At 51.4% G+C, this 16,395-nt stretch carries 11 protein-coding genes; 5 read left to right on the top strand and 6 right to left on the bottom strand.

Annotation, left to right across the window (positions count from 1 at the left end; translation table 11 throughout):
• Positions 1–72: 72 nt before the first annotated feature.
• From ACO07T_RS19315 to ACO07T_RS19305, 3 genes are read right to left on the bottom strand one after another with little or no spacing between them, the layout of a single operon-like run.
• Complete coding sequence (locus ACO07T_RS19315; protein ID WP_422050742.1) at positions 73–1,206, bottom strand: hypothetical protein; 1,134 nt, start codon at positions 1,204–1,206, stop codon at positions 73–75.
• Between the two features lie 20 nt (positions 1,207–1,226).
• Positions 1,227–2,246: a glycosyltransferase family 2 protein gene (locus ACO07T_RS19310; RefSeq protein WP_422050741.1), complete on the bottom strand. Its 1,020-nt coding sequence runs from the start codon at positions 2,244–2,246 to the stop codon at positions 1,227–1,229.
• A complete protein-coding gene (locus ACO07T_RS19305) occupies positions 2,240–3,454 on the bottom strand; it encodes a glycosyltransferase family 2 protein (protein WP_422050740.1) in 1,215 nt (404 codons plus the stop codon). Before ACO07T_RS19305 ends, ACO07T_RS19310 begins: the two co-directional genes overlap by 7 nt.
• Before the next feature lie 80 nt (positions 3,455–3,534).
• Here ACO07T_RS19305 and ACO07T_RS19300 point away from each other — a divergent pair, with 80 nt between their 5' ends.
• A complete protein-coding gene (locus tag ACO07T_RS19300) occupies positions 3,535–4,845 on the top strand; it encodes a polysaccharide biosynthesis/export family protein (protein ID WP_422050739.1) in 1,311 nt (436 codons plus the stop codon).
• Positions 4,846–4,920: 75 nt separating this feature from the next.
• Here the strand turns inward: ACO07T_RS19300 and ACO07T_RS19295 are convergent, their stop codons facing one another.
• Together ACO07T_RS19295 and ACO07T_RS19290 are read right to left on the bottom strand one after the other, a co-directional pair.
• A complete protein-coding gene (locus ACO07T_RS19295; RefSeq protein WP_422050738.1) occupies positions 4,921–6,144 on the bottom strand; it encodes a glycosyltransferase family 4 protein in 1,224 nt (407 codons plus the stop codon).
• Positions 6,145–6,275: 131 nt separating this feature from the next.
• Positions 6,276–7,205: a glycosyltransferase family 2 protein gene (locus ACO07T_RS19290; RefSeq protein ID WP_422050737.1), complete on the bottom strand. Its 930-nt coding sequence runs from the start codon at positions 7,203–7,205 to the stop codon at positions 6,276–6,278.
• 196 nt (positions 7,206–7,401) lie between these two features.
• Between ACO07T_RS19290 and ACO07T_RS19285 the strand changes: the two genes are divergently transcribed.
• The 3 genes from ACO07T_RS19285 (at position 7,402) to ACO07T_RS19275 (ending at position 14,933) form a co-directional block, all read left to right on the top strand.
• Entirely contained in the window at positions 7,402–8,427 is a 1,026-nt protein-coding gene (locus ACO07T_RS19285) for a glycosyltransferase family 2 protein (protein WP_422050736.1), read from the top strand.
• Positions 8,424–9,500, top strand: coding sequence for a Gfo/Idh/MocA family protein (locus ACO07T_RS19280; protein WP_422050735.1), 1,077 nt, complete (start codon positions 8,424–8,426; stop codon positions 9,498–9,500). Before ACO07T_RS19285 ends, ACO07T_RS19280 begins: the two co-directional genes overlap by 4 nt.
• A gap of 471 nt (positions 9,501–9,971) precedes the next feature.
• A complete protein-coding gene (locus ACO07T_RS19275; protein ID WP_422050734.1) occupies positions 9,972–14,933 on the top strand; it encodes a G8 domain-containing protein in 4,962 nt (1,653 codons plus the stop codon).
• 132 nt (positions 14,934–15,065) lie between these two features.
• Here the strand turns inward: ACO07T_RS19275 and ACO07T_RS19270 are convergent, their stop codons facing one another.
• A complete protein-coding gene (locus tag ACO07T_RS19270) occupies positions 15,066–15,956 on the bottom strand; it encodes a glycosyltransferase family 2 protein (protein ID WP_422050733.1) in 891 nt (296 codons plus the stop codon).
• Positions 15,957–16,105: 149 nt separating this feature from the next.
• Between ACO07T_RS19270 and ACO07T_RS19265 the strand changes: the two genes are divergently transcribed.
• Positions 16,106–16,357: a hypothetical protein gene (locus ACO07T_RS19265; RefSeq protein WP_422050732.1), complete on the top strand. Its 252-nt coding sequence runs from the start codon at positions 16,106–16,108 to the stop codon at positions 16,355–16,357.
• Positions 16,358–16,395 lie beyond the last annotated feature (38 nt).

The raw sequence follows: 16,395 nt of genomic DNA, 5'->3' as shown, positions 1-16,395 counted from the left end.
AAAGATGCGCCTTAGGGTTTGTGGCGTATTCGCCGCAATGAAAGGCGTACTTTCTTATCAGATGCCCGCTCCCTAGGTGGCCGATGCCGCCTGCAACAGGCTCTGTGTCGTCGCAGGGGTCTCCACAAAAGTGCTGCGAGGGAGCGATAGTAACTGCGCCCGCAGTTTCTCTATTGGTGTGCGGTCTTTCAGAAGCCCCAATATTTCTTTCTCAAGAGCTTGCTCAATTGGTTGATTGAGAAGAATGCCACTTCCATGATCCTCAAGCCAGCGCGCAGTCTCTGTGCCTGCGGGAGCCAAGGCAGGGGTCGCAAAATATCCCCCCTCATAAATGCGGTTAGGCAATAGCCAAAGTGAATTGGCGCCTTCCTCATACCAATCGCCCGCCCACACCAGATCGACATCAGCATACATTTCAGACAAATCGTCTGGGGCGTTATACCGGCCACCAAAAGAGACATTGTCATAGGGCCGGATTTCACCTTCAAAGTCTTCGAACACGCCCGGTGCCGGGTAGCCGCGCAATACGATATCGACGTCTTCCGGAAAACTTCTGGCCAATCCAAGCAATAGCGCAAGCGATTTGCGGCAACGTAGATTGCCAAACCAGCCGATGCGGAGCCGCTGGCGCGGCTTTGATGATGGGGCATCATGGGGTGGACGATCCGGGAAATTGTCTCCGTCGATCATCAGGTTTTCGAGCAAGAAAGATCGATAGGCATTTGGGTAATGTACGGCGAAGTGCTCACTCTCAAAGCGAGGCGAAGAAATCACCACCAATGCGCAGTGTTTTAGTAGGCGCTCCTCTATACCGCGCAAAAGGCGGGCGATTGCGGAGGTGCCAGTTAGGCGATGATGCACGTCTAGGCATTCATATATCAATGGAGTGTTGAGGTTGAGTTTTGAACGCGCGCGCGCAGCTGCCGCGAGCATATCGAGATTTCGAGCGTAAATAACATCGGCTGTGCTCAACTCGTTCTCGTGTTGCGCCGCGATTCTTGCGCCTTTAAAAATTGAAAGCAGCCTTTGCCCGTAAGCATTATCAGTAGTTTCTCCGAGGTCGACGAGCGGCCACCCCGTGTTTTGCTTGGCACCGCGATGTGGCATGAAGCCGATGACCTCATGACCGGCTGATTGGAAAGCGCGGGCGCGTCGGCGGACTGCAGGCTCGTTTGAGTTGTGACCAAAAAATGCGATTGTAGACATAGGGGGTCTTCGATCCGCGATTATTCGGCAGGCTGCGGGAAAAATGATTTGGGTGTCTTTTTCATCAGGCGCGAGAGAAACCCAATTCCCCAAGCGAAGTGCATGGTTACTAAAGCAACGCTGGCAGCAAGTCCGCAGATAGAGCGGTGCTTGAGAGCAATCAAGATCCCGCAAGACAGCATGGCCAAAGCATAAATAGCGGGCCACAGAAGAAGTAGGGGCGTGATTGGTAGGACCGCTAGGCTAGCCAAACAGACTGCCGTGTGCACGGCTGGTATCATCTGACGCAGGGCGGGCTTGATGCTGTGTTTGCGGCAGGTCCGCGCACGTCCTTCGCCGTAACGAAAATACTGTCGCCACAATCGGCTTGCTGTCTTTCGCGGAAAATATTTGATACGCACATCAGAATTCAGCCAGATACTGCCGCCAAAATCTGTCAACCGCTTGTCATATTCGGCATCTTCATTGGTGCGAAAGTCAACATCGTAACCATCGAGCTTTCGGAACGTCGACATGCGGAAAGCTGCATGATGCCCATGGTCACAGTACCCGGAAACATTCCCGCCACGATGTGGGGAGCCTCCGGCTCCAAGCGGGGTATCCGCAACCCAAGCGAGCCCTGATTGAAAGCAGCTCTCGCTGTCAGCAATGGCATCCATTGGAACAACAACTGAGTCGACTTCTTTCTCTAACATACAGTGCACCAGATCACTGACATAGCCCTGCGGATAAGCAGCATGCGCATCACATCTGATCGCGAAGTCGATGCCGTCGAATTCCGGCGTCAGAAGCAAATTGAATGCAGCAGCTTGTATGCGCTGAGAATTGTGCCTCAAATGCAAATTAGGATGCTTTCTCATGAGGCGTGTTACAATGGCGCAGGTGTCGTCACTACTCCCACCATCTGCGACGATCACTGTGCAGCGAGAAGCAACAGCGTCTCCATGCATGATCTGGCTCAGCACAGCCTCAATCTGATCTGCTTCATTCAGGGTCGGAATAAGAACGGCGACGCGCGCGGGGTCAATCGTTGTTACCAATTGTAGGCCTCATGTGTCAGGTGGTCCAACTCAGACAGATGTGATGCAAACGTTCCGGGGTGCGGTCGCGCTCCGGATTGCAAAAGAAAAGTTGTAATTTTCGTGAGCAGTTTAAAGTCGCGATTGTTCAACGCCTCTCTTGCGCGCCAAACAGATCCTCGTCCAAGTGCATTTAAAATTGTTTTGCCCGTAAGGCCAAATTGCGAAAGGCTTAATAGCTGTTTGCGTACCGGCGAAGAATACGCCTCGGCGTTACCGTGCTTACCGGCCATAGACCTCACAACAATGTCAATTTCAGTCGGTGTGAGGCCGTCATTTTCTGCCATTTGTGCTGCCGCTTTAAAATCCTCAATAGCGCGCATCCAATCGCAACGCCGCGCGTAAACGCAAGCACGCTGCAAATGAGCTGCCCGTAAGGCCAGGGCTGATTTCTCCGCCTCAAAAAACGATGCATAGAAAGAAATCGGCAATGTTTGGTAGAGATCGCAGAATATCTCCCGATCGGCGGAAAGCCAAACTTCTTCGGATTTTTTGGCCGCGTGTTGCTGGCCTTCTGGACCACGTGCGCCACCATGTTTGCGTTGGTAAAACAACACATCATCGATCATCTTGATCGGAAAACGAGTGCACAATCGCACAAACATCTCATAGTCAATTGAACGGCTTAAATCTTCGCGAAACGGCCCCACTTTGTCAAAGCAAGCGCGACGCACCAAGCTGGCATTTTGGAAAAAGAAAATGTCTTCCAACAGATGCCGAATGATGCTGCCTGACGATAAGTCGGGCCAATAACCTGTTCCGAAGAACTCTTTATCTTTCTCGGACTCATCCGTCCTGAAACGCGCATGTGCTCCAGCCACAATGTCCACATCGGTAGCGTCAAGCACTTCGGCCATTTTCTCCGCCGCATCCAGACAAGCGACATCGTCGTCATCGCAGATCCACACGTACTCCCCCCGCACTTCTTTCATGGCGCTATTCAAAGCAGAAGATTTGCCCTGATTTTCTGCCCGGAAGTACTGAATTACCCCTCTTTTATCAGCGTTCATCGCAGATTTGACTATTTCAGGCGTCGCATCGGTTGACCCATCATCCCACACAATAATTTGGGCCACGGGTCGCGTCTGATGTAATAAGGCATCAATTGCCTCTTGAAGAAAACTACTCCGATTAAATGTCGGAATAATTGCAGAAATCGAACCTTGCAACGAGACAAGCCTTAAGTGAATAATTGTCAAACAATCGACGATTATTCAAACATGGGTATTTTTCTTATGTCTAGTTTTAAATGGAAAGTTCTGGTGGCGGTGTGATGTTCGGGTGTCACTTCGTTGCTCGGAAGGAAAAGAGCATTATTTGGGCTTTGCTGATTTCGTTAAGTTTTTTGGTTTCTGCGTCATTGGGGATTGCGCAGTCACTAGAAAATGACGGCGTATACAGACTCTCAGCTGGAGATAAAATCAGCCTTCGGGTTGTGATCTGGGATGAAGGTGAGCGAGACTATGTGATCTGGCGCGCTGTGAGCGGAGAGTTCTCCGTGCAATCTGAAGGCCGCGTCATGGTGCCGCTCGCGGGGCATCTGCCGGCGGCAGGACGCACGCCTGAAGAGCTCGCATACGATGTCGCGGATGCGCTTAAGGCTCAGGTGCGGAGCAACGATCCGCCGTCGACCTCTGTTGAGGTTGTTGAGTACGGCGCGTTTTACATCCTTGGTGATGTGGACAATCCCGGAGCGTATTCGGCACAACCAGGTTTGACAGTGCTTCAAGCTTTTGCCCTCGCGGGTGGTGGCCGGCATCTCGACACAGTTAATGGCGATCCGCTGTCCGTGCTGCGTGAAACAGGTTCGCTAGAGCAAATTCAAGCAGAACTTCTTCGTGCTCAAATAACCTCGCATCGTTTGCGTGCAGAAATTGAGGAGCATACTGAGCTGCGGTTTCCCGAAACACTCGGGCGAGACAGCAGCGCTGATAAGCTCGCGCGCTTGCTGGACGAGGAGACGCGCATTTTCAGCTCTCGTAGAACCGCATTAGAACGCGAGCAGGCTTCTTTGATGGAGTTAATCGCGCTGCTGACGACGGAAATCGAAAACGTTGAAAAAAAGATTCAGAGCCAACAAGAACAGTTGCGCCTCGCGCAGGAGTATCTTGAGAATACGCAATCTCTTGTCGACAAAGGTTTGGCTAAGGCTCCCCAGTTAACTCAAGCTCAGAAAGGCGTTTTTGATGTGGAAGCCAAGACGCTTGACCTGCAAAATACCTTCTTTCGAGCCAGCCAGAGCATCAAGGAAGCTGAGAGAGATATTGTTGCCCTGAGAGCGAACAGAGCAACGCAAGCCGCTGTAGAGCTGCAGAACGTGAGCGCAAGAATAGAGTCGCTTCTCAGTCGTCGCGAAACCGTACGCCTGCTATTGTTGGAGCGAGGCGCAACGAATACCGTAGTTGATGAGGATCTCCAGACAGAAACGATCTTCAGTTTGCAACGTGGACGTGGTGACGCTGCAAAAATGATACCAGGCGCTGACACGATCGTACTGCCGGGCGATGTGATAAACGTCGAGCAGCGTCTCGTCCCTGCGGATGAAGTGATCCCTGGCTGATCTAGAGCGCCTGTCGCCGCATGCGGCAGGCGCCAATCCATCGCGGCAGGCGAACTATCGCTTGGGCGCACTTAGCTAACGGCAACGAAGTGCCTCCAAAAGTTCTTCATTTGACATTTCGGCTTCAAGCCGTTGGACAGCATCTTGCGGGCAGCCTTGCTGCTCTGCGGCCTTCGTCAGCATAACAATGAGGGTCTCTGTGAATTCTTTTGGCGTATCGACTGCGGTGACCAGGCCATCCAGCATGTCGCCATAAGCTTCGAGAGTCTTTTTGAAAGTGACAACTCTCATGCCGAGCTCGAGATATGTGCCGATTTTGATACTTATCCCACTCGTGACCAGCATGGGCGCAATGCCAATAGTATTTCCATCACCTAATGTACGTAGATCTTCAACAAAACCTACGCAGCGTACACCGTCGTGTCTGCCTTCCACCCATTTGGAAATTTCGCCGACAATCCATAGCTCTACGCCGGTTTCTTCCCAAACGCGGGGCCATATCTCTTTTAGGATCATGTCTAATGCGGCGCGATTGCCGCCATGTTTTACGCCAATAAAAACAACACGCTGCGGGGCGCTTGCATCTCCGGTGTTTTTTGTGAGCCGTGGGCGCATCCAGATATGTTCTGCATCTGGAAGATGGTGCTTGACTGCATCTGCTTCAATTTGTGAGGCGTGAATGCAAATATTCGCGTCACGCAGGCGCGCGACCTCTTGATCTAGAGTGATGGGATTATGGTCTGGGCATATCCCGGACTCCTGAAAAGACACTGCCCTACTGGAGAAAAGGTCGTGCATCAAAACGCCACGCATCTTAGCCTTACAGCCGCCGAGCAAAGGGGCGAGGGAAGAGTACTCGGCAATCACCAAATCTGCACCCAAAGCATTTGCTGCGCATTGGACCTCTTCAGCCTCCCAATCTGCAAGCGTTTGGCCCAAAGCGCTAGGAAAAGAAAGTCGCCGCCCTCCGTTTAAGCCCGTGGTAAGAGACGTCACGCTTGCGAGGGCGCGGAGAATAAATTTTTTCCAGACCCGCGAACGGGTCGAGACATAAAGTCTACCAACCTTCAGGCTTCCGGGCCAAATGACAGGTATGTTGTTGTCGTACAAAACAGGGTCGGGGCGGCAAAATGGGATGTGACCAAAACTGGTGGTCGGCGCGGCGACAATGCGAACCTGATAGCCTGCGTCAAAGAGGATTGAGCAAAGGCACATAAGGTGCACACCGCTACCCGACTTGAGGTTGCTCAGGCGGCGATGCATCAGTATCGTTGCATAAACTGGGGCAGAGGTCGTCAAATTTGAATCCACCTTAGGGTGTTCATCTCTTGAAGCTATACGGATTGATACGCGAGATATACCCTTAAGGATTAATTCTCAATTTATTACAAAGCCACTAAGTGGCGCTATACCTTTCAAGCGCGCCTTTTTTAAGTAATTCTATTCCTTATTGCCTCCAGCAGCTGATGCCCGACCATCGGAATAACATAGGGGTGACGTGATAAGTGACGGCAGGCTGCACCCACTTGCCTAGCTTTCAACGCTGACATGATGCGTTCGGTTTCCATCATTTTCCTAAGGCCAATCTCTCTTTCGCGAAATAGATCAATCGCATGATTACTGATATCGTTATGATATCTATCGACAAACCTACAATCTTCTTTGATCAGTGCTTCGAAGTGATCGGGATCTATTCGGTGAGAAATCGACCCTCTCCTAACAGTGTAGAGGTAGTCAGCTTTTGGCCAAACGAGAACTCTCCCCCCCTTCGCCAACGCTTCAAAAATCAGGTGGCAGTCCTCGCCATTTCTCAGGCTTCTATTGTATTCTAGTTCTTTCTCTTCGATGAAAGATCTACGAAATATCGGCTTTAAATACCCCGTGTTTTTTGATTTTGGGGAAATTGTATTCTCGGAAACGTATTCCTCTAATGCAACTTTAACGCCAATCTTAATTTCGTTATGCCTTAGAAAAGCGCCATTCTCGTATGTATGCCCTTGCTCATCGACCTTTTGGAAGTTTCCCAGCAAGACGTCGGCATCAAATTCCTCCGCGTATGCAATCATTTCTTTGAGGCGGTCTGGCTGCATCGTGTCGTCAGAATCAAGCACGCAAATCCAGTTTCCTCCGCAGTGATTTAGCGCTGCATTTCGTGCTGCGGCGGGACCACCGTTATGGGCCAATCTTTCGAAGACCACGTCGTTTCGCACTGGAATTTGATCTACAAAATCTTCATCTGACGCATCGTCAATAATCACGACACGCGTTTTTACATCCCGCTGACCAAGGGCACTGCTTACTGACTTTTCAATCGTTGCTTTAGCATTCCATGCTGCAATTATTACCGTTGCATCGGTCATCTGAGTCTAATACGGTTCTATCGATTTGATTTTGAAATTAGTGGGTTAAGAACTTAAAGATGCTCGAAGATTGCCGTGCCTCAAAGCGGTTTGCAACAGATTACTCCGCATCAAGCCTCTATTTTTGTTGTCGGTTTTCTTTTTGGCAACAGAGATGCCATTTGCACAATCCACCTAAAGCAATGGTTGGCCGGACTTGACTGCCACTAAAGATATACCATCTGTCTCGGTAATTATCCCGGCTTGGAATGCCGCTGAGACGCTCTCTCGCGCGGTAAAATCTGCGCTACAGCAAGAGGGGGTCTCAGTAGAGGTTATTGTGGTCGATGACGCTTCTACAGATGAAACACTGGTTTGTGCTGAGAGGCTGGCAGCAGCAGATAATCGGGTTCGTGTTTTAAGGCAGAAGAATAATCGGGGCCCTGCTGCTGCGCGCAACCTTGCATTAGATGAAGCTCGCGCGCCTTACGTTACACCTCTGGACTCAGATGACTTTATGGAGAAAGGGCGCCTCAGAGCACTTTTGGCTATCGCACAAGAAACACATTGGGATTTTATCGCGGACGACCTCTTCAAGGTGCCTGAAAGTGACATTGATGGCCCTCGCCAGCGTTTGATTTCAGATGAACCAATCAACGAACTCAGCATAGATTTCGCGGGCTTCGTCCAAGGGAACCTTTCAAGCGAACGTGGCGGGCGTCGGGAGCTAGGTTTCATAAAGCCGCTTATTTCCAGAACATTCCTGGAGCAGGCAAACCTTCGCTACGACGAAAGTCTTCGTTTGGGGGAAGATTACATATTTTATGCCTCCGCGCTTTTGAGTGGCGCGAGATTTTGTCTGACGGATCCTTGTGGATACGTTGCCGTGATGCGGCCAACCTCCTTGAGCGGTGATCATTCTACGCGGGACTTGGGGGCGCTGGTGCAGGGGGACCTCTTATTGATGGCAAGTCCTGCGCTAAAGCCCGAGGATCGGGCTGCTTTGAAGGCGCACTACATTGAGACGCTCAAAAAATGGCACTGGCTTCGACTAATTGATGCGGTCAAATCTCGTAGCCCGCTTGAGGCTATTCGCTGCTTTTATGCCCCCTTTCCTGTGATCGAGGAGCTGCTGAGAAATCTCAGTGAACAGTTCATAATAAGAGGTAGCGCAAAGTGCAGGTCGTTGTTCGGGCGCGCTGCTAAGGCAGGGTCACCCAACGCTAAAGGCGGCAAATCATGAGCGGAGCAAAGATCCGGTGGGGAATTTTTGGCTCAGGGTCGATCGCGCAGCAGTTTGCGTGGGACATGAGATTCACCCGTACGGGTACACTTTCAGGCATCGCGTCACGATCAAAGGAGAACGCCAAGCGGCTTGCGGATGTTCACCCCGGAGCGAAGGTGTTTGCAAATTACGAGGAACTGGCGGCGTCGGATGCCGTTGATGCAATATATGTCGCGACACCCAATGCGCTGCACAAAGAGCATTGCCTCATCGCTATTTCTGCAGGCAAAGCCGTTTTATGTGAAAAGCCATTTGCGACAAATTCTTCGGATGCGCGAGAAATCGTCGCGGCTGCAAAGGCCGCAAATGTGTTTTGCATGGAGGCGATGTGGACTCGCTTTCTTCCGATGCTGACAAAGGCGCGCAGCCAGATCCGAAGTGGCGAGCTGGGTGAGATTGCACACTTAAACGCAACGCTTGGCTTTGCCAGAGCTGAACACCAAGGCGACCCAATCACCGATCCAGCGCTCGGCGGTGGGGCGCTCAATGACCTTGGGTGCTACGGACTTTCCATTGCTGAGTATCTTCTTGGGCCGTTTGAGGTTGTCGGTGGCGATCTGCAGCGCTCAGAAAACGGCTCAGTTAGGACCGCAACGATATCACTGCGCCATAACACCAAACGCGAGCTTAACCCACTTTCGGCAATAACTGTAAGTCATGCCACTCAATTGGAGAACGCGCTCACTATTTCGGGGACCAAGGCGCGGCTCTCTCTTTCAGCCCCGTTTATTCAGGCCCGCGAAGCTAATTTTTCCTCTGTGACGTTTTCAAATCCTTCTAAAAGTCCAAGTTCTTTAAAATCTCGATTCGCCTCTTCTTATTCAGGTCAAAAATTAAAGAAAGCGATTCGGACTGTTTTTCCACCATCCAGGGCGATTTCTGCCTCATTTCGTGGCGGAGGGTTACAATTTGAAATAGATGAAGTTGCGAGATGTTTGACGGGGGAATTGGTTGAGAGCGATATAATGCCCTTAAGAACAACCATTTCCATCATTGAGGAGCTTGATCGTATCGACAACTTTCGCAAATAGAGTGGACTTTCATTAGTGCGAAGAGACAAATTAATACGGACTTATTAGTCACAGTTTCGCCAAGGTCCGGGCGCCAATATGACATGTTGGAACTCTAGCTTGATCATTGACAGGTCGCTGCAAGCAGTGGTCGGCGTGGTTTCGGTTCCGGCATGTAGTTTATTGTGGGCCATTTCCAGAATATTGCCGGGCATTTTTATTCCAGAGGCTGGTCGAAGAGTTCGAGTAGGCGGATTATGGAATGTCCTTTTACAGTTTCACGCGGGTTTTTGCCGATCTTTCGGCGCACTATTCCGCATTATGGTTCTGGTTACTTTTGCGCGCTACATCGGCAATGCAGTATCGAGGCGGTACACCACTCAGCCGTTTCGAATTCACTACAGCACTGAAATCAGGGCGGTTTGCACTGCTCTAATTATTTATGTCGGCCTTTTGGCTGAGCCTTTGGTATGCGAAACGACTGGAGACGAAATGAACGATATGACGCACACGATGGAGATGGATCACCATGCCGGGCATGGGGCCGGTGATGCTGGCCAGGATCTTATCGGTTCGGGTAGTATCTCTTTGGCAGAAGCCATCCAGAAACAAAAAGAAATGATATCTGGTGGGCATGGCGCCCATATGGATGATTCCGTGAAAATGGGCGAGCACACAAGTCTCGTCGATCTATTTCCAGATGCAAGCGATCCAGACACCTTTGTAGCCATCAATGGCGGTTCTTGGTTTGACGCCTCGACATGGGCAAACGGCAAGATTCCAGGCGAAGGCGCTGATGTTTATATTCCGCAGGGTATCTCTGTTGTCTATGACGGTGTAAGTACCGCCGAACTCAAAACTGTGGGTGTCGATGGGGGCCTTCACTTCGCAGTAGATACAGATACGCGCATGGAAGTGGAATCCATTTTCACTGGATCCAGTTCCATTCTGACGATTGGTGTCGAAGGGAACCCGGTTCAGCCGGATGTTTCTGCCGAAATCATCTTCACAGATGGCCCGATTGACCTGTCATCGGATCCGTCACAACTAAGCCATGGCCTTGTCACGCATGGTCAGGTCGAGATCCAAGGTGCCTCTAAAGCTCCCTATCTCAAGCTGTCGGACGAACCTTCCAAAGGCGACACCACCCTGAAACTTGAAGGGGATGTGGACAGCTGGCAGGTTGGCGACAAGCTGGTAGTCATGGGCACAGAATATGTTGGCAACGACTCCAACGGAGTTCTGCAGACCCAAGACGAAGAAGTGACAATCGTAGCGATCAACGCAGAAACCGGCGTTGTGACCATTGATCGCCCTCTACAGTATGATCACCATACACCTGACTATGTGGGTCGTGACGGCATCGACAATGAGCTGTCCGTTTATGTTGGTAACTCAACCCGCAACGTGAGCTTTGAATCCGAAAATCCAGAAGGTGTACGCGGCCACGTTATGTTTATGCATAACCCGGATGTGGAAGTGCGCTTTGCAGAGTTCCATGAGCTGGGCCGCACCGACAAATCAAAACCGATCAACACCAACGAACTCTGGGATGCAAATGACTGGTCCAATCGTGGCCCAGGCATCAAAAATGGCCCTGGCGAAGATGTCATCGGTACCGCACGTAACCCCGGCGACGACAATGTCGAAGGGCGCTATGCGCTTCACATTCACCGTACAGGTGCCGCAGAAGACGCGACACTCGCGATCATCGAAGGTAACTCTGTCACCGGCAGCCCGGGCTGGGGCATTGTGCACCACGACAGCCACGCCGCGATCGACTACAACTTCGTTTACGGTGTCGCCGGCGCAGGGATTGTATCCGAAGATGCCAATGAAACCGGTCAATGGATTGGTAACTTCGTAACGTCTACGGTTGGAACGGGCCGTGACCCCAACTACGATGGCGCTGCCAATGTATTGACGCTGGAAAAGACAGGCGACTTCGGCATTGAAGGTGTGGCCTTCGAAAGCCAAGCACGCCAAATCGTTCAGCAAGACAACATCGCGGCGAACTCCAAAACCGCCTGGATGTTCAACACTTCGGAGACAAGTACTCAAGGCCCTCTCGCGGATGTGGTGCAGTTTGATCCATCTGGTGAACCATTCGAAGAAATTGAACGCTACGATGAAGAAGACACCTCAATTGTTGGCTTCACTGGCAATCAGATGATCGCTGTCGAGCAGGGTGTTTTCACAGGACACCGCAACATCGACAATGCGACCGACATTCAGCAAACTTTCGAGGACCTTACCGGCTATAACATTCACAATGAAGCTGTACACATCTTCAACTACACAAACGAATATGTCTTTAAAGACACTCTGCTTGTGAATGTTGGTAAAGCTTTCAAAGTTGGAGACAAAGTCGAAGGTGTAAACCTCTCCAACGTACACGTCGAAGACTCATTCGAGGTTCTCTCATCACGTGGTTTCAATGCAGATGCCGTGTATGTCGATGTTACGTATCGTGATGTCAGCAAAACTTTGAGTGCGCGTGATGCGAACGGCAATCTCGTAAACGTCGCAAACCAAATCATCGACAGTAGCAAACTGAAGCCGGTAGAGCAGATCACGTTCAAAGCAGACTCCGGAACGAAGATGACAATCCGCGCAGGTGGGTCTGATCTCGATATTCGCGGCACCTTGACCGATACCGCAGGGGAATTCCGTTTCCATGCAAACACTTGGTACCGCCAAGATGTGCATACTTTTGACGGCCTGCAGACCACAATTCGTTCAAGCGAAATGGACTACGTGCTGGACAAGTTTGGCGCCATCAAGAACGCGGACGGATCCTGGGACCTCGGTTTCTATTGGTGGGTTGGTGACCGTGTGACCGGCGAAAACCAAGCGGTACACATTCCATTGAAGCTCGAAGGGTTTTCGAATTCCTATCTAGAGCAGTATCGCATCGACAAGTTCGTCGCGCCCTCCGGAGAAATCAAACACTATTACGAAGATGGCATTAGCTCCATTGACGATGATTTCTCCAATGAAACCGGCGGAGACCACGGCGGCCACACAGGTGGCGACACTGGCGGTGATACCGGTGGCGATCATGGCGGCCACACAGGTGGCGACACTGGCGGTGATACCGGTGGCGATCATGGCGGCCACACAGGTGGCGACACTGGCGGTGATACCGGTGGCGATCATGGCGGCCACACAGGTGGCGATTCTGGCGGTGATACCGGTGGCGATCATGGCGGCCACACAGGTGGCGACACTGGCGGTGATACCGGTGGCGATCATGGCGGCCACACAGGTGGCGATTCTGGCACAACTCCTGATCCCGATGCTGTTCAACTGACAGATGGTGACGACGACGGCCGTTCTTTGAGCACCGAGGGTGCAGACGTCATCGATGGCCTCGGCGGCAACGATGTCCTCTATGGCAATGACGGCGGTGATACGCTCTACGGAAGCATGGGCAACGATACGCTCTATGGTGAAGATAGTGGCGACACATTGTTCGGTGGATCCGGCGATGACTCGCTTTATGGCGGTAATAACAACGACATCCTTGATGGCGGGTCCGGTGCCGACATCCTGCGGGGCGGCAAGGGCAAAGACACCTTCAAGTTCTCCATGGTGGATGGCGCAGTCGACACCGTTAAAGACTATGCTTGGTGGAATTTCGTCGACGTCGGAGACGCTTTGATCGGTTACTCTGCCGACGCAAATGACATCACAGATTTTGTGCGTTTCACAACCACGGGCGACAACACACTTCTGGAAATCAGCCCAGAAGGCAAAGCAGACGGCTTTGTAAAAGTCGCTATCCTTGAAGGTGTAAAAAATCTTCAGGGTACAGAGGCTGAAATGGAGGCCAATGGCTCCCTGCTGACAGCGCGCACCAACACTTCGCCAAGTGAAGGCGATGGCGGCCATGACGGCAGCGATAATGGCGGAAATGCCGGCGGTGATCACGACGGTCATACCGGCGGCGACACTGGAGGCGATACCGGTGGTGATACAGGCGGCGACCATGGTGGTCACACAGGTGGCGATGCCGGTGGTGATACCGATGGGGACAACGGCGGTCACACAGGTGGCGATACTGGCGGAGACAGTGGCTCTGGCTCACACGATCACGACGTGATTGGCGGTAACGGTGTAACCACACTGACTGATGGCGATGACAACGGTCGAGATCTGTCTACTGCAGACGCCGATCTGATTGATGGCCTGGCTGGCAATGACGTTCTCTACGGCGCAGATGGCGGAGACACGCTATTTGGCAACGCGGGCAATGACACCCTTTATGGCGAAGACAACGGTGATACGCTTTATGGTGGTGCCGGCGATGACTCGCTTTATGGCGGCAACAACAATGACATCCTTGATGGCGGGTCTGGTGCTGACATTCTGCGAGGCGGCAAAGGTAAAGACACCTTCAAATTCTCCCTGATTGATGGTGCTGTTGACACCGTCAAAGACTATGCATGGTGGAATTTTGTTGATGTGGGTGACGCTTTGATCGGCTTCACTGAAGGCAGCAGCGATATCGCCGACTTTGTCCGCTTCACCACAGTTGGAGACGACACACTCTTGGAGATCAGCCAGGAAGGCAAGGCAGATGGCTTTGTCAAAGTGGCCATCTTTGAAAATGTGCGCAACCTGGAGGGCACCGAAGCCAAGATGGTTGCCGATGGCAAACTGTTGACAGCCAAATCCACTCCCGGCGACCACGTTGCAACCGATGGCGGTAGCGATCACCAAGATGGTGATACGGGTTCACACGACGATAGCGACACTGGTCATAACACCGGCGGAAGCGACGACAACGCGCCTGATCCTGTGGATCAGGATGTTGTTGGCGGAGCAGGTGTCACAAAACTGACCGACGGTAACGACGACGGCTCTGCTCTGGTCACCTCGGACGCAGATCTGATCGATGGCCTAGCTGGGGATGACCTCCTCTTTGGCGGCGACGGTGGCGATACGCTCTTTGGCAACCTTGGAAATGACACGCTGAGTGGCGGCGACAATGGTGACACGCTTTATGGTGGCGCCGGCAATGATGCGCTGGATGGCGGAAACAATAACGACATCCTTGATGGCGGATCCGGTGCCGACACACTGACAGGTGGGAAGGGCAAAGACACCTTCAAGTTCTCATTTGTGGACGGCGAAGTTGACACCGTTGAGGACTACGCATGGTGGAACTTCCTTGATGTGGGTGATGCACTTGAGGGTTACACCAAAGGTGCCGACAACATCAGCGACTTTGTCCGCTTTGTCGCTTCCGGATCCGACACCATGCTGGAAATCGACACAGATGGTGGTGCCGATGCCTTCGTCGAAGTTGCATTGCTGAAAAATACCAAAAACCTTGTGGGCACTGAAGCCCAGATGGAAGCCAATGGTCAGCTTCTAACGGTTGGCACAGATTCCATGGCAACCGATCTCGGTCTCAGCAGCTTTGATGACAGCAGCTTCATATTCTGAACTCAGCATGAGATGGGCTTAGGCCGCATCTTTTGAAAAACAAAGATCCCCGAGGCAACACACGTCGCCTCGGGGTTTTTTTTGGTCTTGGCCAAAATCTAGCAAAACCAAGCTAAATAACTCAGCGCGTGACTACCCATAAAATTCATTGTGCGGTTTTCGAAAACACCCGCGCAGCACCCCAATATGGAAGCAGCCCCTCAAAGCCCAGAATGTCAGTTTTTTTCTGTTGGAAATAGAAGCCAGTGTTCTCACTGAACAGTAAGAGATTTTTGCAATGCTTTTGCCCATAAGGCTGGCGGTTTTTCCACGAGTATCTTGCCGGGCACAAAACCCGTATATCGTGCCTGTCGCGATACTTCTAAGAGATAACCACTTGAATGACAGGCGCGCGGGAGCCACAGGTTCATAAACAATCGCATCTTTGCTGATCGCCATCTGAAGGCCTGCGCGATAGTGGCGAAAGAAAAAGTCGATATCTTCGCCACCTGTCTTGCCAAAATCCAGCCGAAATCGAGCATCACGCAATTTAGGTTCACGAAGATCAAGCAAGACGTTGCCGGAAAAGCCTGTCTCAACCTTGCCATTTAATTTCGAGGGAACGCTGGAGTGTATCTCATTGTCTCTCATCCACTTCGGCGCATCAGGTGGATAAACGGCATAGACTGGCCCAAAAACAATCTGCGCTTGTTCTCGGGTCGCTGTTTCTAGCAAGTTCATAACCCAGCCTGGCTCTGCTGTCTCATCATCGTCGATGAATAGAAGAAAGTCGGCCTCAGCGTTTTCCAAGCAAGCATTGCGCGCAATCGAGATGTTACGCGCAGGTGCGTGGACATACTTTAAGTTGACGCCAAGTTCTGCTGCCCATGCTTCGATTTCAGATTGCTTAACAGGCTGTTCATCATTATCGGAAACGATAATACGCAGCCGCCAGTGAGCTTCCAGATTTTGTCGGCTTAAGCTTTCAAGCGTGTCATACAAACTATCTCTGCGGAATGTGCAGATGCCAATATCAATGTTCATTTTGTCACCTGCGTGGCCGGATTCTGCCAATAAGCTTGTGAAATTAAATAGAAGTACCAAATATGGTCAAAATATCTCAAGGTTGTTGCTAAGGCCACAAAATAACAAAGGTCACGGCAATCTTGCTGCCGAGTAGGACAATTTAGGCAATGATCATTTTAAAGGTGTTTTTTTCATCCGCAGCCACCATCGGTCTGTGCTTTTTGATGCATCTGTTTTTCGGTGGGTCCTGGGTTGTTTGGTTGATCGTCGGCTGGGTTTTGTCGGGGCCGATTGTCTTACTGATGTTTGCGCTTCATCATAGTGATACCGGCGACAGCATCACCCGGACTATCCAGAAGAAGTTTGTTGCATGGCGATCGAAGTCAGCTTCGACATACGACAGAGAGCCGCACCCTTAGCTTTCATTGACCAAGCTGTGCAGACATAATGAGTATTA

This window comes from Shimia sp., from assembly GCF_965227725.1.
GTDB lineage: Bacteria > Pseudomonadota > Alphaproteobacteria > Rhodobacterales > Rhodobacteraceae > Shimia.
The sequence above is the reverse complement of the archived record's forward strand: the minus strand, read 5'-3'. Positions and strand labels throughout refer to the sequence as shown.

Bases quoted from the DNA above. Each gene is read 5' to 3' on its own strand.
- ACO07T_RS19280 (WP_422050735.1), top strand. From the start codon at position 8,424: ATGAGCGGAGCAAAGATCCGGTGGGGAATTTTTGGCTCAGGGTCGATC.
- ACO07T_RS19270 (WP_422050733.1), bottom strand. From the start codon at position 15,956: ATGAACATTGATATTGGCATCTGCACATTCCGCAGAGATAGTTTGTAT.
- ACO07T_RS19265 (WP_422050732.1), top strand. From the start codon at position 16,106: ATGATCATTTTAAAGGTGTTTTTTTCATCCGCAGCCACCATCGGTCTG.
- ACO07T_RS19290 (WP_422050737.1), bottom strand. From the start codon at position 7,205: ATGACCGATGCAACGGTAATAATTGCAGCATGGAATGCTAAAGCAACG.
- ACO07T_RS19275 (WP_422050734.1), top strand. From the start codon at position 9,972: ATGAACGATATGACGCACACGATGGAGATGGATCACCATGCCGGGCAT.
- ACO07T_RS19315 (WP_422050742.1), bottom strand. From the start codon at position 1,206: ATGTCTACAATCGCATTTTTTGGTCACAACTCAAACGAGCCTGCAGTC.
- ACO07T_RS19300 (WP_422050739.1), top strand. From the start codon at position 3,535: ATGGAAAGTTCTGGTGGCGGTGTGATGTTCGGGTGTCACTTCGTTGCT.